Here is a 23,633-nt window from a genome sequence, read left to right on the forward strand (position 1 = left end):
CTATTCACGGTGTCGTGAACAGAGGCGTGAAATGCCGCCGCAGAATGCTAGACACCGGCAGCCTGCGGCCCGCGTCCGCGCCGCGTGCGATGCAGCGCCCACAGCATCACGGTGACCAGCAGCCACGCGAGGAACCAGACGATCGGCCGGATCGCCGGCGGCGCAGGCGCGCGCGTCTCAGCGCCATCGCGCGCCAGCTGCCGGGTCGCGTCCTGCAGGGCAGTCATCCGCAGGCCCGGCGCTTCCTCGGCACCGCGCACGAACAGCGCGCCGCCATCCTCGATCCGGTGCCAGCCCGGTACCCGTGGCCACAGGCCGGCGCAGCCGTCCGCCGCCGGATCAGGCAGCGGCGCGATCGCCTGGCCGTCAGGCGTCAGGACGCGCGTGCCCGCTGGCAGCCCACACAGCGCGACACGTTCGCCGACCCGCGCCTCGCCGCGGAACCCGGCCGCGTCCGCCGCGCCCGGACGCGCCAGCGTGCCGGCCCACGTACTCCACAGCTCGCTGTGCAGATCGGCGCGGCCGGCCAGTGGCAGCTGCCAACTGTCGGCCAGCGTGACGATGCCCAGGCGCCCCTGCCCCAGCGCCTGCCAGCGCATCATGTCGCCCGCGCCCGGTCCCGCCGACGGCAGGCCGCCCGTCAGCGGCAGATAGCCCAACGACGGCGGCGCTTCGCCGGCCAGCTGCGGATCAAAGGGCGCATCGTCGCTGCCCGGCCCGGACCAGGCGCGCAGACGGGCGAGATCATCGGGGCCGGCGTCGACGCGCCACTCGCGCCCGCGCCCGGCCTCGACCGCGAGGCCCGCGCTGCGCAGCCAGCCACGCAGCGCATTCGACGGCGGCTCGGGCGCATGCACCAGCAGGCCGAGGCCATCGCGCACGGCGGTCAGCAGCGCAGCGCGTGCGCTCGCGCCGAGACCCTCCCACGCGCGGGCTTCGAGCAGCACCAGATCTTGTTCGGCCAGGCTCGCTGCATCGAGCGCCGGCGCATCGCCTGCCGTCGCACCACCACCGAAGGCGATGCGCCAGCGCAGCGTGCTGCCGGCATCCTCGGACCAACGGCGCAGTGCGCGGACATCCGGGTTGGGTGCACCCGCGAGCAGCAGCACACGGACGGGCGCCGCCTCGTCGACGACGACCGGCACCGTCACGCGGCTGAAGGCGCTGTCGTCCACGTCCTGGATCGCGACTTCAAACAGCGTTGCGCCGGCGCCGCGCGCAGTGCCCGTGAGCTGGAAGCGGCCCGCGTCGTCGGCCGCGCCGGTATCGACGATGCGGACGGCCGGGTCGAACAAGGCCAGCTGGGCCTCTTCGGTCACGCGACCGCGGACGGTGAAGCGTGCACCCGGCGCGATCTGTGCCGGTGGCTGGAGTTCGGCGAGCCCGGGCGGCAACGCCGCCGGCACGAAGACCAGTGCGCGACCGCCGACCGCGTCGCGGTCGCGCGGCTGCAGGCCGGCGCCGATGACGACCAGGGCACGGACGTCCGGATGCCGGCGCAAGGCCGTCGCGAGGTCCGGCATCCGCGTCGCGCCGAGCGGCACCCGATCAGCTTCCGGCAGTGCGATCACCTGCTGCGATGCGGGCACCGGCAGCCCGTCCGCATCGGCGGTCAGCACCACCAGGGTGTCGGGCCCGGCGGACATGGGCGGCAGCAGCATCCGGTAGAGCAGAAGCGCCGAAGCCGCGGTCAGCACGGCCAGCGCGAGGGTGCGCCATGCGGCCGGCCGCCGACCACGTGCCGCGCGCAGGTGCGCGGCCGCCAGCCGGGCGATCGACAGCAGTGCCGCCGCGACCAGCACGGCGCCAAGCCCGTGTTCGGGCTTCATGGCGCGTCCTCCTGCAGGGCGTCGAGATAGCGCGCGCCCATCGCGTCGATCGCTGGTCGCCGGAACGGCGCGGCGAGCGGACGTTGCAGCACCCGCCACAACTGCCCGCGCAATGCCTGACGGCAGTCCGCGCAGGCCGGGTCGCGTTGCAGGGCGTCGACCGCGGCCAGCAAGGCCAGCGGATCGTCGACCTGGCGCGGATGGTCCTGCGCCCAGGCGACCAGTGCGGCGAGATCGGCGGCGTCGTTCCAGGCCAGTGCGCTCCAGGCGAGCGCGGGCACGTCGGTGTCGCCGGTGTCTGGCGCGGGCGCAGGACGCGGCGCGACGCCCTCACGTTCGCCGCCGAGGCGCCGGCTGAAATCGACCGGCGGCAGGCGGCTGCCGACCCGCGCCAGATAGATGCGGTCGGCCTGCTGGACCTGCTTGATCAGTTCCAGGGCGCGGTTCGCATACGGCAGCGCCGCGCGCGGTGCGTGCTGGCGCAGTTGCAGTTCCGACTGCCACATCTCGCCCAGCGCCGCGCGCAGCACCTCACGGGTCGCGGGGTCGAGCAGCGTCGCGGCCTCGGGCAGATCGTGGGTATGACCGAAGGTCGAGAGCACATCCTCGGCGCGACCGAAGGTGGTGGCGTCCTGCGGGCCGTGATCGTGGTCATGGTCGTGAGGCGCGCCCGACGCGTGGTCGGGGTCGTGACCCGGCGCGTCGTGATCATGATCCTGGTGATCGTGCTCGTCCGCATGCCCCGCAGCCGGGACATCCGACTGGCCGAAATCGTCGATCGGCAACGGCTTGCGCGGCGGTGGCGACGGCTCGGCGTCCGCGGTCGGCGGTGGCCGCGCGCCGCCTTCCGATTCCTCGCCGAGAAACTGGCCGTAGCGCAGACGCAGGATGCGCTGGTCGACGCCGAGCGCGTCCGAGCGCGCCTCGAAAGCCGACGGCTCGATGCGCGAACGTTCGGCCAGCAGCGCTTCGGCATCGATGATGATCTGCCGTTGGCTGCGGAAATACGCCGGCAACACGTCACGGGCCAGGCCCTCGAGGCCATCCGCATCGACCGGCGCCGGCGGTGGCCAGCGCAGGATCAGGCTGTCGCTGCGCGCGGTCTGCGGCGTCGGCGCACGGGTGTCGCGGACCTCCAGTTGCGCGACGAGATCGCCACCCTCCTCGATGCCGAGATCGACCGGATCAAGCGTCGTCGCGAACGTCGTCAGCCGCGCGTCGCCGCGACCGCGCAAGGTCAGCACACGGTCCTCGAAGGTGATGCCCTCGCCGCTGCCGCGCGTGACCGTGATGCGCAGGCGCGCATCGGCGGCGACGCCGTGGTCGTCGCTGGCCTCGAAGACCAGCGGCCAGCTGCGCTGGCCGCGCGCGTAGGTCGACAGGGTCGCCTCCGGCGTGCGCACACGGATCTCCGGTGGTCGATCGGGCACGGCGTCCAGCCGCCACGGCTGGGCGCGCGCAAGCACGCGGTCGGTGTCGCCATCGACGGCGATGCGGTACAGCCAAGACTGTTCCAGGTGCAGCGTGGCCACCCAGGCCTCGTCCTCGCGCACGAACGCGATCTCGCGGCCATCGTGCAACTGCAGGGCAAGCTCGCGCGGCTGCGGCGCGAAGCGCAGGGTCCAGCGCAGGGTCGCACCGGCCGGCGCCTGCGCATCGAGTTCGGCCTGCGTGCGCGGCGCCTGACCGGTATAAGCCGGCGCGGTGATCTCCAGTGTCTGCGACTGCAGTACGGGCGTCGCGTCGACGGCGGCGCCGGATGCGCGCGTCGTCGCCGACGCCGCCGTGCGCGGCGCGGATTCCGGCCACCACAACGCCGCGGCGACGAGCAGCGCACCGCCGACCCATGCAGCCGCAAGTGCACGCGCCGGCCAGGGCGTCGGCGCCGGCATCGACGGATCGGCCTGGATGCGCGCCTGCAGGCGTTCGCGCTGCAACTGCTGCAATGGCGGCAGCGTCGTAGGCGGCGCGAACAGCAGCGCTGCGCTGTCGTCCATGTCCGCGCGTCCTGCATCCAGCGCGCGCGCCAGCCAGCCGTGATCGAAGCCGCGCGCGCGGCGCACGGCGATGAGCACTGCGCATCCACACGCGAGCACAGCGAGGGCGACCGCCGGCGCCAGTCCCACGATCCGCCACGCAAGCAGCGCGAGGCCGGCGGCAAGCGGCGTGGCGAGCAACAGGACGATCGCGCGTGCTCGCGTTCGCACGCGCACAAGGTGCTGCTGCAGGTGTGCGGTCACGTTCATGCCGCTCGATTCCGTCGCGGCGATGCCGCCATCCAGCGCTCCAGCGCGAACACCAGCGCGACCAGCACTGCCCACCACGGTCGCAGATCGCGTGGTGTCGGCGGATAGGCAGCGACGCCCGTCGTCGGCGTGAAGGCCTCCGCGGTAATGCGTCCGGGCGCAGGCGACGGCTGGACCAGCGCGCGCAGTCGCGACGGAAACTCGGGATCCAGAACGGCGGGCAGATGCGCCGGATCGAGCGCACGGGTCAGGCGGATGCAGGTCGCCGCGGCGCAGGCGGCACGTTCCACCAGCACTTCGCCATCCGCGTCGCGCCAGATGGGCTGCCAATCCGCATTTGGATCGCGCGCCGCGGCAGGGCCGAGCAGCAGCACGCCGCCGGCTGCGTGCGTCTGCAGGTCGGCACCGGGTGCGCCCTCGCGCCACCAGGCCACAAGCGCGTCGGCGCGCGGCGTCGCCTCTGGTCCGACGACCGCAAACGCATCCGCATCGTCGGGTCGCCACGCGCGTGCGACGGCGCGCAGGACGCGCAGCGCGGGATCGTCCGCATCGATGCCCAGCACGTCGATCCGCGGCGCTGGCCTCGGCTCGGACGCGGCGTCATCGACGCGCGACGGCGCGATCTGCCAGTCGACCGCGCGCGACAGCGCCACCGGACCGGCATCGGCGCCGTCGATCACTTCGGGCGCGGTCACGGTCAGCGCGGTGCCCACCGGCAGCGTCATGTCGAGTTCGCGCAGCAGGCTGGAGACGCTTGCCGTGCCGAGCGCGGGTGCAGTGGGCCCGTCGATCAATGGAAAACCGGGGGCGAGCCAACGCGGCGGCGACTCTGCCCCCGCAACCACTGGAATCGCTTCGTCGACGACGCCAGGCACAACGACGGTCCAGCGGGCCGGCGCCGTCGCCCCGTGCAGGACCGGCCAGGCCAGCCACAGCGCGACCAAGGCCAGCAGCAACAGCCGCGCCAGCAGCAGCGGCCAATCATCGAAGCGCAGGCGTCGGCGCGGCCTGGGTTTCTCGCGCAACCAGCGCAGCGCAGCAAACGGCGTGGGCCGGGTGGCATCGCGCCGGGCCAGATGCAGCAGCAACGGCAACAGCCAGGCGGCGAGCGCCGCGAGCGCGACGGGGGCGAGCAGGCCGAAGCTCATCGTGCGCGGTCGCCGAACAGTTGCTGCAGCGCCTGCCCCGGCGACTGGTCGATCACATGCGTCGCATGGCGGATACCGGCCGCCGCAAACCTCGCTGACAACGTGCGCTGCGCCGCTGCGAAGCGCGCGAGGTAATCGGCGCGCAGCGCGGGACCATCACCGAGCAGGGACTCGCCGGCTTCGGGTTCGACGAAGCGACGGCCGTCGGCGAACGGGAAATCGCGCTCGTCCGCCGTCAGCACCTGCAGGGCGACGACCTCGCGGCCTGCATGCGCCAGACGCACCAGCTGGGCGACCGCCGCCTCGTCGAAACAGTCACCAAGCGCGATGACCAGATCGCCGCGTCCAATACGCCCCCAGGCCGGCGCGAGCACTTCCGCTTTCGGCCATTCGCCGATGGCCGTGGCAGTCGCCAGCGCATGACGCAGGCGGTCGCGCTGACGCGGTCCGCTGCCGGGCGTCACCAGTGACAGCCCGGAGCCGCCACACAGCACCAGTCCGCAGGCGTCGCCCTGGCGCTGGGCGATCTCGAACACGCAGACCGCGAGCTGCCGCGCCGCATCGAAGCGGGAAAACTGCGGCCTGGCCTCGTCGGCCTGCGCCATCGAGGCGGTGGTATCGAGCAACAACCACGCGCGCACGGGACTCTCGCGCTCGGCCTCGCGGACGAAGAAGCGGTCGCTGCGTGCGTAGAGCTTCCAGTCGATCTGCCGCGGTTCGTCGCCGGACTCGTAAGCGCGGTACTGCGCGAACTCCTGGCCGCTGCCGCGGTTGCGGCTGGCGTGATGCCCCAGCCCCTGGCGGCCGAGCGCGCGGCGCGGACGTAGCCGCAGCGTCGCGAGCAGGCCGCGCAGCGCAGGCGTCAAGGCATCGGCGGAGGCGTCGCCCGTCGCCGGTAGCGCAGCGGAGATTTCGGCGGCCATCGGGTCGATCAGCGCTCCGGTGCAGGCAGCGCGCGCAGCAGGCCGGCGATCACCGCGTCGGCATCGATCTGCGCCGCTTCAGCCGCGAACGACAGCACCAGACGATGGCGCAGCACCGGCGCCAGCAACGCCGCAACATCCTCGCGCGTCGCCGCAAGCCGGCCCTGCAGCAGCGCACGCGCCTTCGCCGCGAGCACCAGCGACTGCCCGGCGCGCGGACCCGCGCCCCAGCGCACGTACTCGCGCACCACTTCCGGCGCGCCCTCGCCCGGCCGCGTCGCGCGCACCAGCGCGGTGATCCACGCCAGCAGGTCCTCGCTCACGTGCACCTGACGCACCAGCGCCTGCAGCGCGAGCACCGCGTCGGCGCCCATCACCCTCGGCACCTCGGCTTCGGCCGTGCCGGTGGTGCGCGCGAGAATCGCCTGCTCTTCGTCGGCATCGGGATAGCCGAGTGCGACGTGCAACAGGAAGCGATCGAGTTGCGCTTCGGGCAAGGGATAGGTGCCGGCCTGTTCGATCGGGTTCTGCGTTGCGAGCACGAAGAACGGCTTCGGCAGCGCGCGGGTCACGCCGGCATGGCTGACGGTGTGCTCGGCCATCGCCTCCAGCAACGCGGCCTGGGTCTTGGGCGGCGTGCGGTTGAGTTCGTCGGCCAGCAGCAACTGGGTGAACACCGGCCCTTCCTGAAAACGGAAGTGGCGCTTGCCAGTGCCGTGATCTTCCTCGAGCAGTTCGGTGCCGAGCAGATCGCTGGGCATCAGGTCGGGCGTGAACTGCACACGCCGGAAGCCGAGATCGAGCGCCTGCCCCAGCGTGCGCACCAGTAGCGTCTTGCCGAGCCCGGGCACGCCTTCGAGCAGCACGTGACCACCCGCAAGCAACGCGACCAGCAGCTGTTCGACGACATCGGCCTGGCCGACGACCGCGCGCCCGATCGCAGCGCGCAGGGCATCGAGCTCGGTGAGGCGGGATTGCAGGTCGGCTTCGGTGGGGGCGGTGTGGATCATGCAGGAGTTCCTGTAGGAGCGCGCTCGCGCGCGATCAGGCTGTCCCGGTAGAGCACCATCGCGCGCGAGCGCGCTCCTACGGGCAGGCTGGTGGTCATGCGCTCAACGCATACATGACGATGTTGACCGCGAACTTCGTATTGTCCTCGGCCAGAAAGCGCTTGTTGCGCCAGTCGTAGTCCCACTCGCAGCCGTAATCCTTGTTGCTGTAGAGCACGGCCAGGCGCCCATCGATCGTGATGCCCTTGAGATAGTCGTGCACCAGATCGTCGCCCCAGCCGTTGAGCTCGAAGCTCGTCGCGGGCGGCCCATCCGGAAATTGGAAGAAGCTGCGGTAGAGCGCATGCGTGTTCGGCAGCTTGCGCAGCGCCGACGCGCCGAAGATCGCGGCCATCTGCGCCTCAAACGATTTGGCGAACAGGCCGTCGATGTCGTGGTTGCAGTCATCGACGAACACGAATCCACCGCCGCGCACGTAACGCTCGAAATTGCGGCGCTCGGCCGGACTGAACTCGACCAGCTTGTGCCCGGCGAGATAGCAGAACGGAGATGCCAGCATCTTGGGATCCGACAGCGCGATGACCCGCTCCTCCGGATCGACCCGCAGGCTGGTGTAGTCGATCAGCGACGTGATGACGTTGGACGGCATCCGCTGGTCCACATCCCAGTTGCCCGACTCGTAGCGCAGGCGGGTGAACCAGAAGTCGTAGCGGGCGGATTGGGCTGCGAGTTGTGGCAGCACGAGTGTTGCGGCGCTGGCGAGCAGCAGTTGCAGGGATTGGCGGCGGTTCATCGCGCGCACGTCTCTGCAGTGGCGGAATACCGCCCGTACGGCGCGCACCCAGCGAGGCTCTGGCTCTGGCTCTGGCTCTGGCTCTGGCTTTGCAATGAATGGTCAATGCAGAGCGCAGACCCGGAGGGCGCCGCACATGGATGTGCAGCGTTTTTCGACCGAGCCAGGGATGGCGAGTCGAAAAATCCCGAAACGAGTGACTCGCCGAGTGAGCTTCGTCGGGGCTGGCCCTTTTCTTTGGTTCCGTTTCTTTTGGGCCAGCAAAAGAAATGAACCCGCTCGCCGCAAGGCGAGTGGAAGCGTTTGACGTTGCTTCTCTTGCCGAAGGCGAACGCCCAGGCGTAGATCAAACGCTTTCGTCCGCTGAAGCGGCCGAGTTCATTTCTTTTGGTAAGCGCCAACGCACGCAGTGCGAACGGCGAAGCCGGCCCCGAAGGGGCGAGCATCGAAGATGCGAGTAAAAGAAACAGAACCAAAGAAAAGCGCTTCCCCGACAAGTCCGCAGCCCGCGGCGTCGCGTGCACCGGGATTTTCCGACTCGGCATCCTGCCTTGGTCGGAAAACGCCGCCCATCCATGGGCGACGCCCTTCGGGTCTGCAGACGATCGTGAAGCCATCACGGCGAGCAGAGGCTCACCGCGACGCGTGGACAACCGCGTACCGAATGCCTCAGACCGCATCCGACAACGACGTAAACGTGAAATCCCGCAGCCGCATCGGCGGCAGCATCATCACCATCGACGACTCGTCACCACCCACACGCACCGGGCGGCCCAGCTCGTCGATGTTGTTGAGCATGATCACCGGCGACTCGTTGAAGCGGAAGTTCTTCACCGGGTGCTTGATCTCGCCGTTCTCGATGTAGAACGTGCCGTCGCGGGTCAGGCCGGTCAGCAGCACGGTCTGCGGATCGACCATGCGGATGTACCAGGTGCGCGTGACCAGGATGCCGCGATCGGTGCCGCGGATCAGATCGGCGGTCGTGCCCTCGCCGCCCGACATCAGCAGGTTGCCCGGGCGACCGACCGCGCGCTTGCCCTGCTGCTGCGCCCAGAAGCGCGAGTAGTCGAGGTTGGCGATCTTGCCGTTCTCGATGATCGGCATCTTCTCGCGCGGTAGACCCTCGCCGTCCCACGGCATCACGGCCGCTTCCGGATGCCATGGGTCGGCGACGATGTTCACGCGCGGGTCGTAGACCTGCTCGCCGAGCTTGTTGCCGCCGCCGCGCTTGGACAGGAAGCTGCGACCTTCATCCGCGGTACGCGCGTCGAAGAACCGCATCATGAAACTGATCAGGCCCGCGGCCGCGGCCGGCTCTAGGATCACCGTGTACTTGCCCGGCTCCAGCGCCTTGGCCTCGGCCGAATCGCTGGCCTTGCGCATCGCCACGCGCACGTCGCGCTCGGCGTTGAACGCGCTGGCGTCCTTGAGGTTGCGGCCCACCCAGCCGGAACCGCGGCCGTCTTCGGTGCGCACGGTGCAGGTGTAGTTGAAGTTCGTCGCCTGCTGGTAACCGAAGTTGCCGTTGCTGTTGGCGAAGGCGACGAAGTTCTTGCCGTCGTCGAGGAAGCCCGCCGCGATGAGGTTCTCGGCGCGGCACGGGGTGATCGAACCGGCCGCGACCTGGGCGCGGAATTCCGGCGTGATCGCCGCCGTCGATTCGCTGAAGGTCGGGCTGGGGCGGTATTCCTGCTTGCCGATCGCCGGCAGGAATTCCGGGTTCTCCGGCGCAAGACGCGCGAGGTCTTCGGCGCGCTTGACCACGCTGCGCAGCGCGGCCTCGTCGAAGGCATTGATGCTGGCGGTGCCGACGCGTTTGCCGAACGCGACCTGCACCGCGAGTTCGGCATTGCTGACGATGCCGCTGGTGGAGACGTTGTTGAGCGCGAAGCGGATGTTGCCGTCGACGGAGCCGGCCAGCGTGGCCGTGCATTCGTCAGCGGTGGACAGGGCGACGGTCTTTTCGAGGATCTCGCGCGCCTGGGCTTCGGTGAAGATGGTCATGTTGGAGTCTCCTTAGCCGAGCGAACGCGCGGTGTTGATCACGTTGATGCCGTCGAAGCGGGCGGTGGACGAACCGTGCGAGACCGCCGAGACCTGGCTCGGCTGGCCCTTGCCGTCGAAGAACGAACCGCCGAGGCGGTAATCACTCTCGTCGCAGATCGCGGTACAGGCGTTCCAGAATTCCGGCGTGCGGATCTGGTAGGCCACGTCCTCGACCATGCCGGTGATCGCACCGTCCTTGATCTCGTAGAACAGCTGGCCGCCGAACTGCGCGTTGTAGCGCTGCTGGTCGATCGAGAACGAGCCGTCGCCGATGATGTAGATGCCGTTCTCGACGTCCTTGATCATGTCCGCGACGCTCAAGCGGGCCTTGCCCGGCGCCAGCGAGACGTTGGGCATGCGCTGGAACTGCACGCTCGACCACGAATCGGCATAGCAGCAGCCGTCGGATTCGGTCTTGCCGAGGATGTGGGCCTGGTCGCGGATCGCCTGGTAATCGACCAGCTTGCCGTCGGTGATCATGTTCCAGCGCTTGGTCGCAACGCCTTCGTCGTCATAGCCCACGGCGCCGAGGCTGCCTTCCTGGGTCTTGTCGGCGAACACGGTGACGATGTCGCTGCCGTACTGGAAGCGCTGCTCGCGCTTGTCGAGCGTGGCGAAGCTGGTGCCGGCGTAGTTGGCCTCGTAGCCGAGCACGCGGTCGAGTTCGAGCGGATGGCCGATGGCCTCGTGGATCGTGAGCCAGGTGTGCGAGGGGTCGAGCACCAGATCGTAGCGACCTGGCTTGACCGACGGCGCCCGCAGCTTCTCCTGTGCCTGGCGGGCTGCGGCGATCGCGTCCTCGCGCATGTCGTAGGACTTGCTGTAGTTGGTCACGCCATTGGGCGAGACGATCTTGCCCGACGCCGCGCCGTCCAGATATTCGTAGCCCATGCCCATCGGCGACGACAGGCCGCTGCGGGTGCGGAACTTGCCGCTGGCCTTGTCGATCGCGGTGACCGTCATCGGCGCCCAGATGCGGTGCACGTCCTGATCGATGTAGGAGCCGTCGGTGCTGGCGAAGTACTTCTGCTCGTTGACCAGGAACAGCGTCGAATTGACGAAGCTCGCGCCAGCGCCCATCGCCGCGGCGTTGACGCCGAGCAGCAGTTCCACCTTCTCGGCCACCGGCACTTCCATGCCGTTCTTGGTGATCGGCGTGCGCCATGAGGCCTCGCCGACGCCCTTGACCGGCGCCAACTGCACGGGCGCCGTCTGCACCTTCGAGTTCGCCATCGCGATCGCCGTCGCCTGGCGCGCGGCTTCGGCCACGCCCTGCTCGGTCAGCGTATTCGTCGCCGCGAAGCCCCAGGCCCCGCCCGCGATCACGCGCACGCCGACACCGATCGACTCGGTGCTGACGACGTTCTGCACCTTGTCCTCGCGCGTCATCACGAACTGGCGCAGATAGCGGCCGACGCGGACATCGCAGTACGTGGCGCCCGCGGACGTCGCGGCATTGAGGCCGGCATCGGCGAGCCGCTTCTTGAAGCCGATGTCGAGCGTGGACACCAGCTGCTCGGCGGCGATGACCCGGCCGAAGACGGCAGGCAGCATCAGGCCGCCCGCGCCGACACCAGCGAGGGCGAGGAAGTCGCGTCTATGCAAGGGAGCTCTCCGGTAAACGGGTCCGCAGCGGCGCTCGCCGCGGACGGGGTTGAAGGCGGCTTCGCGTCCTGCGGGGCCACCCCGATTCTTGACGCGATGCGTGCGCAGCGTCCAGTGACTTTCGGCACAGGCGCGTGTGACGCGGGTCGCCGGGTGGGTGTGCGCGGCCGATGCGTTGGAAATGGACGCTTTAGGTTCGCGCAGAGGCGTTGCACTGCCTCACTGCCGGCCCTCACCCGACGCGCGGCGCGCGTCGACCTCTCCCGGAGGGAGAGGTGCTGGCTCATGCGATGCGCTCAGCGCGTCGTGGAAGTAACGAAAAGCCTAACCCACGCACGGACTGAGCCCCTCTCCCTCGGGGAGAGGGGTTGGGGTGAGGGCAGACGACCGCATCAATGCGGACTTCTGCTAGCAGCATGGGTTTCGCTCCGCTCTACCCATCCTACGAAGCGCGTTGCACGCCTCAAATATTCCGCGCCGTATTGATGATGTTGATGCCGTCGAAGCGCGTGGTGGCCGAGCCATGCGACACCGCCGAGACCTGGCTCGGCTGGCCCTTGCCGTCGAAGAACGAGCCGCCGAGACGGAAGTCGCGTTCATCGCAGATCGCCGAGCACGCGTTCCAGAACTCCGGCGTGCGGATCTGGTAAGCGGCGTCCTCGACCATGCCGGCGATCTCGCCGTTCTTGATTTCGTAATACAGCTGCCCGCCGAACTGCGCGTTGTAGCGCTGCTGGTCGATCGAGTACGAGCCGCGGCCGTGGATGTACAGGCCGCGCTCCACGTTGCCGATCATCTCGCGCACGGTCAGCGGCGCCTTACCCGGCGCCAGCGAGACGTTGGGCATGCGCTGGAACTGCACGCTCGACCACGCATCCGCGTAGCTGCAACCATCCGACTCGGTCTTGCCGAGGATGTGCGCCTGGTCGCGCGTGGTCTGGTAGTCGACCAGGATGCCGTCCTTGACCAGATCCCAGCGTTTGCACTGCACGCCCTCGTCGTCGTAACCAACCGCGCCGAGGCTGCCCGGCTGGGTCTTGTCGGCAAAGAAGTTGACGATGTCGCTGCCCCAGCGATAGCCCTCGTCGCGCTTGTCGAGCGTGGCGAAGCTGGTGCCGGCGTAGTTGGCCTCGTAGCCGAGCACGCGGTCGAGTTCGAGCGGGTGGCCGACGTTCTCGTGGATGGTCAAAAACAGGTTCGACGGATCGAGCACGAGGTCGTAGCGCCCCGGCTGCACCGACGGCGCGGACAGCTTTTCGCGCGCCTGACGCGCCGCAGCTGACGCATCGGCGCTCATGTCATAGGCCTGCCCGTAGGCGATCACGCCGCCCGGCAGTTCGAAGCGCTGCGCGGGATCGGGCGACAGGTATTCGTAACCCAAGCCCATCGGCGCCGACAGGCCGTCGCGGGTGCGGAACTTGCCGCTGGCCTTGTCGACGGCGGTGACGGTGAACGGTGCCCAGATCCGGTGCACGTCCTGGTCGATGTAGGAGCCGTCGGTGCTGGCGAAGTACTTCTGCTCGTTAACCAGGAACAGCCGCGAGCTTACGAAGTCCGCGCCTTCGGCAGTTGCCGCCGCATTGACCTCCATCAGCAGCGAGACCTTCTCCTCCAGCGGCACCGCCATGCCGTTGCGGCGCACCGGTGTGGCCCATGACACGTCGCCGACGCCGCGCACCGGGGCCAGTTGCACTGGCTCGGTCTGGATGCGTGCATTGGCTTTCGCGATCGCCAGCGCCTGCCGTGTGGCCTCGGCGATCCCGTCGGGATCGAGCGCACGCGTGGCCGCGAAGCCCCAGGCACCGTTGGCGATCACGCGGATGCCGACGCCGGTCGATTCCTCGTTGACCACGTTTTCCACCCGCGTCTCGCGGGTCATCACGTACTGGCGCAGATAACGGCCTATGCGCACATCGCAATAGCTGCCACCGCCATCGCGCGACGCTTGCAGGGCCACATCGGCGAGCCGCTTCTTGAGCGCCGGATCGAGCGTACTGGTCAACTCTTCCGCTGCGATCGCGCGGCCGATACCGCCGGGCAACAACAGGCTGCCGAGCCCGATTCCACCGTAGGCCATGAAGTCACGACGCCGCATTCCACTCTCCCCGCGGCGATGGCCGCACACCGCCCGATTCTTCGGTGCGTTCCACGTGCACGTCAAATCGCAGGCGCCGCGCCGGGTCAAAACGCATTGAACAGGTCAAGGGCGGCGCGCAATCAATCGCCCATCGGCTGCCGGCTTTGCGAAGGAGAGAACAATCCGGTGGCAAATCAGCGGCGATGCCGCGACAGGCTCAGAGCCCAGTGGTGGCCATGAACCGTTCGCGATCCTGCTGGGTGCGTCGACGGATTTCAGCCAGTGCTTCGCTCTCCGTCGCCTCGAGCATCGATTCGAACAGCCGCTGGAAGTGATTGCGCATGGCCGTGCGCGCGCCGGCGGGGTCGCGGCGACGCAGCGCATCGAAGATCGCCATGTGTTCCTCGCGGCGGGTGTCGCCGTCGTCGTGGCAGACCCTGGCGTGCACCTCGCGCACGCGCGGCACTTCGCCGCGGATGCGCCAGATCAGCTGCACGCAGTGCTCGACCACCGGATTGCCGGCGATGCGGGCGATGGCCAGATGGAAGCGGCGGTCGGCCTCGCTGACCGCCTCGGTGCCGGCAGCCGGATCCGACAGCGCCAGGACAAGGGTTTCCAGTTCGCACAGGTCAGCATCGGTGACGCGACTGGCCGCCATCGCCGCCGCCTCGGCCTCGATCACCGCACGCGCGGCGGTCAGGTCGAACGCGGTCACATCCGGCAGCCCGCCGGGCGCCTGCGCCGAGCGCGCCTTGACGTAGACGCCGGAACCGATCCGGATGCTGATCAGCCCCCGCGCCTCCAGCGCGATCTCCGCTTCGCGGACCGTGACCCGGCTGACGCCGAAACGTTCGGCCAGGTCGCGTTCGCCCGGTAGGCGCGAACCGGGCGGAAACTCCCCACGGTCGATCAGCTTGCGGATCTCGCCGGCGATGGTCTGGTAGAGGCGGTTCTCGGACATTCGAGCTGAACCCTGTCTGGTGTCTTGCGCATCAGCCCGGCATGTGACGCGGGCCTGATCCGACTCGAACAAACGGCGCGGCCGGAGGGCCGCGCCGCTGCGTTCAGAACCGGTATCGTACACCCAAAAACGCGCGTCGCCCGTAGCTGACATACTCGCGGAAGTTGCCGAACGCAGGCTGGTAGGCCACGCGCGGCTCGTCGGTCAGATTCATCAGTTCCAGCGACAGCGACAGGTGGCGGTTGACCTTGTAGCGCGCGCGGAAATCGACGCTGAAATTGTCGTCGTAGTAGCGGTTGTGCTGCGAAGCGTTGCCGGTGAAGTCCTGGTAGTACTGCGAGCGGTACTTGCCGATGACCTGCATGTTGAAGCGGCCGATGTCCCAGTAGACCGAACCGGACGCCACATGCCGCGACGAACCGCTCAGGCCGGCCGGCGCCACGATCGCCGGCAGCACCGTGCCGTCGTCGGTGGTGCGTTCGCCCAGGCTGAAGTCCTGGGTCTGGTAATCGGTGTCGGCGTAGTTGTAGCTGAACTTCAGGCCGAGCCCGTCGAACGGCGCGGGCAGGTAGGAGAAACGGTGCGCGGCGGTCAGCTCGAAACCGGTCAGCCGGCTCCTGGCGTCGGTGGTGATTTCGCGCGCCACCGGCACCACGACCGGTTCGCCGTCGATCACGAAGTCCTCGTTCGACTGGACGATCTCGGTGCCGCCGTTGAACTGCTTCCAGTACACCGCACCGGCCAGCAGGGTGTCGGCGTTGACGTACCACTCCAGCGACAAGTCGCCGTTCCACGACATCATCGGCGTCGCCTGCGGGTTGCCCTTGGCGTCGACGTTGGCCAACGCCTCGGCCAGGCTGGTGTAGTCGCCGCCGGCCTCGCTGATGCCCAGGTCCAGACCGGCCCCCAGGGCGGCGATGTCAGGGCGCGACATCGCGCGGAACGCGCCGACGCGCAGCAGCAGGTCGTTGCGCAGTTCGAAGGCCGCGTTGACGCTGGGCAGCAGGCGATCGTTGCCGGAGTCCTCGGTGAAGGTCGAGTAGGCGCCGGTCGAGCGCAGGTACACGGTGCCGTCCCCGTTGGCGGTCAGTTCCAGTTCCGAACGCACGCCGGTCGACTCCGCCTCGGTCCTGACCCAGCGCACGCCGGCGTTGCCGCTGAGCGGAATGCCGAACAGCTCGCTGCGGAACTCGCCCATCAGGTAGACGGAGCGGGTTTTCTCGGTGACGTCGACGTTGGCAGGATCCTGGTAATCCGGGTCCAGGCCGAGCGCGCTGGTGCCCCGGAACACCTCGTACGCGCAGGCCGGGTCGAAATAGGCCCAGCTGGAGATGGTGTTGCCGCTGGCCGAATCCAGGAAGTCGGTCTGCGGGAAGCCGGTGCGGCACGCGCGGTTGGCGGCGATGATCAGGGCCCGGCTGGCCGCGTTGTTCTGCGCGTAGTCGGTCTGCCGGGTCTGGTCCTGGTAGGTGTAGTCGGCCTCGCTGACGCGTGCGCCGGCCTTGACCCGGGTCAGGAAGCCGTCGGCCGGCAGGTAACCGACATCGAAGCGGCCGGCGCGGATGCGGTGCTCGTGGGCGGTCACCCGCGAGGTGACGCGTGCGGCGCCGGCGTAGGCGTCGTGGTCGTAGCGGTCGAACAACGGATCCAGGGTGATGCTGGGCACGTCGCCGTGCCAGTCCCAATCGTAGTTCACGTAGCCGGTGGTGCCGCTGCTGATGCCGGGCACGATGTTGCCGTCGATGTCGGTGCGGTTGGCGCGGAACCTGACCACGCGCTGGGTGTCGGTGCGCTCGGTGCGCGAGTAGGACAGATCGCCCGACAGTTCCCAGGCCTCGTCGGGGCGGAAGATCACGTTCAGGCCGCCGCCGGCGTAGTTCTCGTTGCGACCGTACACGGTCGAACTGCTGTCGATGGCACTGCTGCCGGTCAGGTGACGTGCGATGCCGTTGCCGTCGACGATCACGTTGCGGATGTTGCGGTTGCCGTTCGCCAGGCTGAAGTCGGAGCGGTTCTCATCCCAGTTGCGGTCTGTGTGCTGGTAGTCGAGGTTGATCTCAAGCTGGTCGTTCGGACGCCACTGCAGCGAGGCGAACTCGCTCTGGCGGTCGTTGCGCTCTTGCTTGAGGCGGTAGATCCGGCTGCTTGGCACCAGCACGTAGTCGGCCCCAGCGGCGATCTGCTGCGGAGTCAGCGGGACGCAGTTGGCCGTTCCATTGCCCGTCACCGGGCAGGGATACCAGGTCGACCCGGTGGTCATGCTCTCCTCCGGATCGGTGCCGTCCAGCGCCTGCACGCCGATCGACACGCCTAGCCTGCCGCCGTTGGCGAACGTGAACTGGTCCACGTAGCTGCCGGTGCCGCGCCAGCCGATCCCGTCCTTACGCGCGTAGCGGCTGTCGAACTCCGCCCAGCTGCCCTTGCCCTCGACCTGGATCGAGCGCTTGCCGTAGTCGAGCGGGCGCACCGCCTCCAGCGCCATCGAACCGGCCACCCCGCCTTCGATCAGGTCGGCGCGCTGGGTCTTGTAGATGGCCACGGTGTTGATCAGTTCCGAAGGGAACATGTTGAAGTTCACCGAGCGGTCGCCGCTGCCGTTGGTGATTTCGCGGCCGTTGAAGGTGGTGTTGCTCAGGTAGGCGCCGAGGCCGCGGATCGAGATCTCCGACGCGCCGGTCTTGTCGCGGGTGGACGAGGCGCCGGTCAGTGTTTCGATCGCGTCGGCCAGCGAGGCGGCCGGCAGGTCGCCGATGTCGTCGGCCGACAGCACGTCGGAGATGACCGTGTCGTCGCGCTTCTTGTTGATCGAGGTCTGGATCGACTCGCGAATGCCCTGCACCCGCACCTCGTCGAGGGTGGTCGGGTCGGACTGCTGCGCGCTGGCCGGGACGGCAGCGCCCAGTGTGGAGAGCAGGGCGGTACAGAGGATGCTGCGGCGCATGCCGGCCAGTCCGGTGCGCATGGTGCGGTGCTGCATGACGATCTCCCTCCCAGGATGATGGTCCGTTTGCACGGATGTCGGCCCGGAGCGTGCGATGCATTTCGACCAATGTCAATAAATTGGTACTAACCTTTCTATTGTCCATATTGCCTGACTAAATACGACTAGATATACGCGGTCGCAGCATAATTCGGTCTGGACAATTGATCTGATAATTGGACTAAATTCATGCCGTGAATTGGTTGACGATCGGTATCCCTCTGCTACCATCGGCCGCACTCGCACCGCACGGAACTGATCTGGGAGGGTAAGACCGTGACGAACAACCTCGGCCGCAGCGCGCGGCCATTCCTGCGTCACCGCCTGTTGCTGGTCGCGCTGGCGGCGCTTTCGACCCACCTGTACGCGGCCGACCTGCTCGTCGCGACGCCCGAGGAGTATGCCCAGGCGGCGAAGGCGGCCAAGCCCGGGGACACGATCGTGTTGAAGGACGGCGAGTGGCGGGACTTCGATCTGCTCCTGCGCGGGCGCGGACAAACTGGTAAACCAATTCGCCTGACCGCTCAAACCCCCGGCAAGGTGGTCCTGACCGGCCAGTCGCGCCTGCGCTTGGCTGGCCGGCATCTGGAAGTGTCCAATCTGATCTTCCGCGATGGTCATGCACCGGGTGGCGAGGTCATCGCGTTCCGGCGTTCGTCCACCGACTGGGCCGAGGACAGCCGGGTCACCGGCATCGTCATCCACGGCTACAGCAAGCCCGACCGCAGCCAGTCCGACCACTGGGTCGCGCTGTACGGCCGCAACAACCGCTTCGACCACAGCCAGCTGTCGGGCAAGACCAACCTGGGCAGCACCCTGGTCGTGGTCCGGAACGAGACCAGCGGGCTGGAGAACCATCACCGGATCGACCACAACTGGTTCGGTCCGCGACCGAACCTGGGCTCGAACGGCGGCGAGACCATCCGCATCGGCACCAGCCGCGATTCGCTGTCCGATTCGCGCACCCTGGTGGAGAACAACTGGTTCGAGCACTGCGACGGCGAGGTCGAGATCGTCTCCAGCAAGTCCGGCGGCAACATCTACCGCGGCAACGTGTTCTTCGAATCGCGCGGTTCGCTTGTGCTGCGCCACGGCAACGGCAACCTGGTCGAGCGCAACGTGTTCATCGGCAACGGCAAGCCGCACACCGGCGGGGTGCGCGTGATCAACCGCGACCAGGTGGTGCGGGACAACTACTTCCAGGGCCTGGCCGGCGATGGCTTCGCCGCCGCGCTGACCGTGATGGCCGGCACCAGGAACGCGCCGCTGAACCGCTACGGGCAGGTCGAGAATGCGGTGATCGAGCGCAACAGCTTCATCGACGTGCGCAGTGTGTTCCTCGGTGCCGGGACCGACGAGGAGCGCAATGCCGCACCGGTCGGCAGCACGATCGCGTCGAACCTGTTCATCGGCACTGGTAAGCGCGAGCTGCTGCGCACGCTCGGCGACCTGTCCGGTATCGCGTTCCGCGACAACGTGCAGAGCCCGCGCGCGTCCGGGGGATTCCCCGGTGGCGTGCAGGGGCGCGAGGTCACGCTGCAGCGGGCTGCCAACGGGCTGCAGCATCCGCTGGAGCTGGAGGGCGTCGGTGCGCCGCGCGACCTGCAGTTCATCGCGCGGCGAGCGGTCGGCGTGGACTGGTACCCGAAGACCGCTGAGCGCGTCGCACTGGACGGTGGACGTACGCTCGAGGTCGCGCCGGGCGAGGACAGCCTGGGCACCGCACTGGCTGCTTCCGGGCCCGGCGACCGCCTGCAGCTCGGTGCGGGTCGCTACGTGGTCACGCGCACGCTGGAAGTGGCGCATCCGGTGAGCGTGGTCGGTCCGACCCGCGGCACCGCGCGGATCGCGTTCTCGCGGCCGGTGCTGTTCGACCTCCAGCGCGGCGGCTCGCTGCGCCTGGCCCGTCTCGACATCGACGGTGCGCTGGCGCCGGACCAGGCCGGCAATGCGGTGGTGCGCATCGCTCCGGGCTCGCAGGCGACCAACTACGAGTTGCGGATCGAGGACAGCCGCATCCATGGCCTGAGCGTCAACGCCGGCTTCGACCTGATCAACGCCGGCAAGGGCAGCATGGCCGACCTGATCGCGCTGCACCGGGTCGAAGTGGCCGACGTCAGTGGCGCAGTCCTGTCGGCGGCCGCCGAGACCGACGACCTGGGGACCTACAACGCCGAACACGTGGAGATCGATGGTTCCCGGTTCCGGCGCGTGGCTGGCGCGGTCGTCGACCTGTACCGGGGCGGCACCGACGAGAGCACCTTTGGCCCGGAGCTGATCGTGCGCGACAGCGTGTTCGAGGACGCCGGCCGCGGCGACGCCGCACTGCGGCTGCGCGGCGTGCAGCTGGCGGTGCTGGACGGCAACCGTTTCCGGCGCAGCGGCGACGTGCGCTTCAGCCATCGGGTCGGTGATCCGTCCCTGCTGGCATCCCGCAACCAGTTCGCCGCTGGCGGACGCATCCTGGCCGATATCCCGGTCGAGGCCATCCAATGAACAACGCATCGCCCCTGATCCTCGCCCTCGGCCTGCTCCTTGCCCCGGTCTGCATCGCATCGGCGGCCACGCCGTCGTCCAGCGCCGTGGCGCGCCAGGATTCACTGGCGCCTGTGCTGGTCACCGCGCCGCAATGGGAGCAGATGCGCCAGCAGGTGCGGCGCTACCCGCTGTTAGCGGGCGAGGCGCAGCGCGCCGAGCGGCGCGTGCGCGCGATGATGGAGGCCGGCATCGACGTGCCGGCGCCCCGGGACAAGGGCGGCGGTTACACGCACGAACAGCACAAGCGCAACTACCAGGCGATCCATGCTGCCGGTGCGCTGTACCGGCTCAGTGGCGACCAGGCCTATGCCGACTTCGTCAGGGACATGCTGCTGCGCTACGCCGACCTCTATCCCACCCTCGGCCCGCACCCGCAGGGACGCGGGCAGATCCCCGGGCGCCTGTTCTGGCAGACCCTGAACGACTCGGTCTGGCTGGTGACCGCGGTGCAGGGTTACGACGCGGTGCGCGAAGCGATCGACCCGGCCAGCCGCGAGAGGATCGACACCCAGGTGTTCCGGCGCATGGCCGAGTTCCTGGCGGGCGCACCGGAGAATTTCGACAAGATCCACAACCACGCAACCTGGGCGGTCGCCGCGACCGGCATGACCGGTTATGTGCTGCGCGACCGGAGCTACGTCGATAGGGCCCTGATGGGCACCCAGCGCGATGGCGAGGCCGGCTTCCTCAAGCAGGTGGACCAGTTGTTCTCGCCGGACGGCTATTACGAGGAGGGCCCCTATTACCAGCGCTACGCACTGGCGCCCTTCATCCTGTTCGCCAACGCGATTGAGCGTAACGATCCACAGCGCGGCATCTTCCGGCACCGCGACGGCGTTCTGCTCAAGGCCGTCGATGCGCTCGTGCAGAGCAGCTACGGCGGTTACTTCTTCCCGATCAATGACGCCATCCTCGACAAGGGACTGGACACCGAGGAACTGGTCGCCGGCATCGGCATCGCCTACGCACAGACCGGTGATGCGCGCCTGCTCTCGATCGCTGAACAACAGGGGCGCGTCCTGCTGTCGCCTGAAGGGCTGCGGGTCGCCCGGGCGCTGGCCGAAGGCGAAGCCAGGCCCTTCGACTACCGGCCACAGCTGCTGCGCGACGGGCCCGACGGCACCGAGGGCGGTCTGGCGATCCTGCGCATGGGCGGTGAGAACGGCCAGACGCTGGTGATGAAGAACACCAAGCAGGGCATGGGTCACGGCCATTTCGACAAGCTCAACTGGCTGTTCTACGACAACGGCCAACGCGTGGTCACCGACTACGGCGCAGCGCGCTTCCTCAATATCGAGGCCAAGGCAGGTGGCATCTATCTGCCCGAGAACAGCAGTTGGGCACGACAGACGATTGCGCACAACACGCTGGTGGTGAACGAACAGAGTCACTTCGGCGGCGACTGGAAGAAGGGTCAGGCGCTGGCGCCGACACCGCTGTTGTTCGACATCACCGACGACACGCAGATCGCCTCGGCACGCATGGACGATGCCTACGCAGGGGTGCGCTTCACCCGCACCCAGGTGCTGCTGTCCCACCCGGCGCTTGGCGAGCCGGTGGTGCTGGACCTGCTGCGCGTGGAGGGCGACGAGCCGGCGCGCTACGACCTCCCCCTGCACTTCAACGGCCACATCATGGACGTGGGCTTCGAGGCCCGGTCGGCGGTGACAACGCGCCCGCTCCTGGGCAAGGCCAACGGCTACCAGCACGTCTGGATCGATGCCAGCAGCGAACCGAGCGCGGATGCGCGCAGCCTGACCTGGCTGCTGGATGGACGCTTCTATACCTACCGTTTCGCCAGCACCGCGCCCTCGCGCGCGATGATCGGCGAGAGCGGCGCAAATGATCCTGCGTTCAACCTGCGCCGCGAGCCGATGCTGCTGCAACGCGTGGATGGCCAGGCCAGCACGACGTTCTACGGTGTGCTCGAACCGCACGGCCGCTACGACGGCACGGCCGAGACCGTGCGCGGCGCCAACAGCCGCATCGACCGCATCGCTCACCACCGCGGCGCCGACGCCGACGTGCTGGTGCTGCATCTCGACGGTGGCAAGACCGTCGCGCTGGGCGTGGCCGACGACCCCGCAGCGGACGCCGCGCACGAAGTCAGCGGTGATGGCCAGCAATGGCATTGGCAGGGTGGCTGGAAACGCTTCGACACGTCCACCGGCGAGGACGTGAAATGAAGGTGACCACCAACGCCCGCTCCTACGTGCGCTGGCTGATCATCGCCATGATCGCGGTGGCGACGGTAATCAACTACATCGACCGCAACGCACTGGCGGTGATGTGGCCGCAGATCTCGCAGGATGTCGGCGCGACCAAGGAAGACTATGCGCTGCTGGTGACGATCTTCATGTTGTTCTACGCCGCCGGCCAGTTCGTGTTCGGACGTGTGTTCGACATCATCGGCACACGGCTGGGCTTCGCACTGTCGATCGTGGTGTGGTCGATCTCCATCGCCCTGCATTCGGTCACCCACTCCATCCTGTCCTTCGCCATCGTGCGTGCCATGCTCGGCATCAGCGAGGCCGGTGCATGGCCCGGCGCGGTCAAGGCCAACGCCGAGTGGTTTCCCGCGCGGGAACGCGCGCTCGCACAGGGCGTGTTCAACGCCGGCGCCTCGATCGGCGCAATCGTCTCCGCACCGCTGATCGCGGTGCTGTTCCTGTGGCTGGGCTGGCGCGGCACCTTCATCCTGATCGGTGCGATCGGCTTCGTCTGGCTGCTGCCGTGGCTGATCATCTACCGCGCAGGCCCCGACAAGCATCCGTGGGTGAGCGCGGCCGAGCGCGCGTTGATCCTCGATGCGCCGGCCGAAGCACCGGCCACTCCCCGGGCGGAGTACCTGCCGACCGTGCGCCAGCTGCTCGGGCACCGGCAGACCTGGGGCATCCTCGCCTCACGTTTCTTTCTCGATCCGATCTGGTGGCTGTTCGTGTCCTGGCTGCCGATCTACCTGGCCGACACCTTCGGTTTCGACATCAAACAGATCGGCATCTTCGCCTGGGTGCCTTATGTCGGCGCGATGATCGGCAGCCTCGGCGGCGGCTGGTTGTCTGGGCGCCTGATCGGCGCGGGCTGGAGCGTGGACCGCGCACGTAAATGGGTGATCACCCTGGGCGGCGCGATCATGGTTCCCGCCCTGATCGGTGCGGTGGTGGCGACCGATCCGGTCTGGGCGGTGCTGACGATCGCTTGCGTGCTGTTCGGCTTCCAGATCGCCATCGGCAACATCCAGACCCTTCCGGGCGACATTTTCCACGGCAAGTCCGTCGGCTCGGTCGCGGGCCTGGGCGGCATGGCCGCGGTTGCCGGCACGCTGATCACCACCTGGCTGGTGCCGGCGATGACCCGCGAGTCCTATGCCCCGATCTTCATCCTGGTGGCGGCCTTGGTGCCGGCCTCTCTGCTCGCACTGTGGCTGATCACCGGCCGCGTCGAAAAACTCGACGGTCCCGTCGAGTCCCGCTGATT

Annotated in this window: 14 protein-coding genes; 3 read left to right on the forward strand and 11 right to left on the reverse strand. The window is 68.4% G+C overall.

The features are described 5' to 3' along the window. Nucleotides 1–47 precede the first annotated feature (47 nt). From J2W68_RS00185 to J2W68_RS00235, 11 genes are all read right to left on the reverse strand, one after another. Nucleotides 48–1,829 (reverse strand): hypothetical protein, encoded by a 1,782-nt coding sequence (locus tag J2W68_RS00185; protein ID WP_310231422.1) that lies wholly within the window; start codon nt 1,827–1,829, stop codon nt 48–50. Next, nucleotides 1,826–4,075 (reverse strand): hypothetical protein, encoded by a 2,250-nt coding sequence (locus tag J2W68_RS00190; protein WP_310231425.1) that lies wholly within the window; start codon nt 4,073–4,075, stop codon nt 1,826–1,828. Before J2W68_RS00190 ends, J2W68_RS00185 begins: the two co-directional genes overlap by 4 nt. Continuing rightward, nucleotides 4,072–5,223: a BatA domain-containing protein gene (locus J2W68_RS00195; protein ID WP_310231427.1), complete on the reverse strand. Its 1,152-nt coding sequence runs from the start codon at nt 5,221–5,223 to the stop codon at nt 4,072–4,074. Before J2W68_RS00195 ends, J2W68_RS00190 begins: the two co-directional genes overlap by 4 nt. Further along, nucleotides 5,220–6,146 carry a DUF58 domain-containing protein gene (locus tag J2W68_RS00200; protein ID WP_310231429.1) on the reverse strand — a complete coding sequence of 309 codons (927 nt, stop codon included), beginning with the start codon at nt 6,144–6,146 and terminating at the stop codon, nt 5,220–5,222. Before J2W68_RS00200 ends, J2W68_RS00195 begins: the two co-directional genes overlap by 4 nt. Nucleotides 6,147–6,154: 8 nt before the next feature. Further along, a complete protein-coding gene (locus J2W68_RS00205) occupies nt 6,155–7,156 on the reverse strand; it encodes an AAA family ATPase (RefSeq protein WP_310231431.1) in 1,002 nt (333 codons plus the stop codon). 94 nt (nt 7,157–7,250) lie between these two features. Continuing rightward, complete coding sequence (locus J2W68_RS00210) at nt 7,251–7,949, reverse strand: DUF4159 domain-containing protein (RefSeq protein ID WP_310231433.1); 699 nt, start codon at nt 7,947–7,949, stop codon at nt 7,251–7,253. Nucleotides 7,950–8,618: 669 nt separating this feature from the next. After that, nucleotides 8,619–9,953, reverse strand: a complete 1,335-nt coding sequence (locus J2W68_RS00215; RefSeq protein ID WP_310152611.1) for a TldD/PmbA family protein — start codon at nt 9,951–9,953, stop codon at nt 8,619–8,621. Nucleotides 9,954–9,965: 12 nt separating this feature from the next. Beyond that, nucleotides 9,966–11,600 carry a TldD/PmbA family protein gene (locus tag J2W68_RS00220; protein WP_310231436.1) on the reverse strand — a complete coding sequence of 545 codons (1,635 nt, stop codon included), beginning with the start codon at nt 11,598–11,600 and terminating at the stop codon, nt 9,966–9,968. Nucleotides 11,601–12,063: 463 nt separating this feature from the next. Beyond that, complete coding sequence (locus J2W68_RS00225; protein ID WP_310231438.1) at nt 12,064–13,695, reverse strand: TldD/PmbA family protein; 1,632 nt, start codon at nt 13,693–13,695, stop codon at nt 12,064–12,066. A gap of 199 nt (nt 13,696–13,894) precedes the next feature. Continuing rightward, a complete protein-coding gene (locus J2W68_RS00230) occupies nt 13,895–14,638 on the reverse strand; it encodes a FadR/GntR family transcriptional regulator (protein WP_310231441.1) in 744 nt (247 codons plus the stop codon). Nucleotides 14,639–14,741: 103 nt separating this feature from the next. Continuing rightward, complete coding sequence (locus J2W68_RS00235) at nt 14,742–17,615, reverse strand: TonB-dependent receptor (protein WP_310231444.1); 2,874 nt, start codon at nt 17,613–17,615, stop codon at nt 14,742–14,744. A 279-nt stretch (nt 17,616–17,894) separates the two neighbouring features. Here J2W68_RS00235 and J2W68_RS00240 point away from each other — a divergent pair, with 279 nt between their 5' ends. From J2W68_RS00240 to J2W68_RS00250, 3 genes are read left to right on the forward strand one after another with little or no spacing between them, the layout of a single operon-like run. Continuing rightward, nucleotides 17,895–20,114 (forward strand): polysaccharide lyase 6 family protein, encoded by a 2,220-nt coding sequence (locus tag J2W68_RS00240; protein WP_310231446.1) that lies wholly within the window; start codon nt 17,895–17,897, stop codon nt 20,112–20,114. Further along, nucleotides 20,111–22,342, forward strand: coding sequence for an oligoalginate lyase (locus tag J2W68_RS00245; RefSeq protein ID WP_310231448.1), 2,232 nt, complete (start codon nt 20,111–20,113; stop codon nt 22,340–22,342). The genes J2W68_RS00240 and J2W68_RS00245 overlap by 4 nt, the downstream gene beginning before the upstream one ends. Beyond that, complete coding sequence (locus J2W68_RS00250) at nt 22,339–23,631, forward strand: MFS transporter (RefSeq protein ID WP_310231451.1); 1,293 nt, start codon at nt 22,339–22,341, stop codon at nt 23,629–23,631. The genes J2W68_RS00245 and J2W68_RS00250 overlap by 4 nt, the downstream gene beginning before the upstream one ends. Nucleotides 23,632–23,633: the final 2 nt, after the last annotated feature.

Source organism: Luteimonas terrae, from assembly GCF_031457535.1.
Classification (GTDB): domain Bacteria; phylum Pseudomonadota; class Gammaproteobacteria; order Xanthomonadales; family Xanthomonadaceae; genus Luteimonas; species Luteimonas terrae_A.

What these genes read in the sequence shown, in the direction of transcription:
- J2W68_RS00250 (WP_310231451.1), top strand. Translation starts at nt 22,339, where the DNA reads ATGAAGGTGACCACCAACGCCCGCTCCTACGTGCGCTGGCTGATCATC.
- J2W68_RS00225 (WP_310231438.1), bottom strand. Translation starts at nt 13,695, where the DNA reads ATGCGGCGTCGTGACTTCATGGCCTACGGTGGAATCGGGCTCGGCAGC.
- J2W68_RS00195 (WP_310231427.1), bottom strand. Translation starts at nt 5,223, where the DNA reads ATGAGCTTCGGCCTGCTCGCCCCCGTCGCGCTCGCGGCGCTCGCCGCC.
- J2W68_RS00235 (WP_310231444.1), bottom strand. Translation starts at nt 17,615, where the DNA reads ATGCAGCACCGCACCATGCGCACCGGACTGGCCGGCATGCGCCGCAGC.
- J2W68_RS00185 (WP_310231422.1), bottom strand. Translation starts at nt 1,829, where the DNA reads ATGAAGCCCGAACACGGGCTTGGCGCCGTGCTGGTCGCGGCGGCACTG.
- J2W68_RS00230 (WP_310231441.1), bottom strand. Translation starts at nt 14,638, where the DNA reads ATGTCCGAGAACCGCCTCTACCAGACCATCGCCGGCGAGATCCGCAAG.
- J2W68_RS00215 (WP_310152611.1), bottom strand. Translation starts at nt 9,953, where the DNA reads ATGACCATCTTCACCGAAGCCCAGGCGCGCGAGATCCTCGAAAAGACC.
- J2W68_RS00210 (WP_310231433.1), bottom strand. Translation starts at nt 7,949, where the DNA reads ATGAACCGCCGCCAATCCCTGCAACTGCTGCTCGCCAGCGCCGCAACA.
- J2W68_RS00245 (WP_310231448.1), top strand. Translation starts at nt 20,111, where the DNA reads ATGAACAACGCATCGCCCCTGATCCTCGCCCTCGGCCTGCTCCTTGCC.
- J2W68_RS00190 (WP_310231425.1), bottom strand. Translation starts at nt 4,075, where the DNA reads ATGAACGTGACCGCACACCTGCAGCAGCACCTTGTGCGCGTGCGAACG.
- J2W68_RS00200 (WP_310231429.1), bottom strand. Translation starts at nt 6,146, where the DNA reads ATGGCCGCCGAAATCTCCGCTGCGCTACCGGCGACGGGCGACGCCTCC.
- J2W68_RS00205 (WP_310231431.1), bottom strand. Translation starts at nt 7,156, where the DNA reads ATGATCCACACCGCCCCCACCGAAGCCGACCTGCAATCCCGCCTCACC.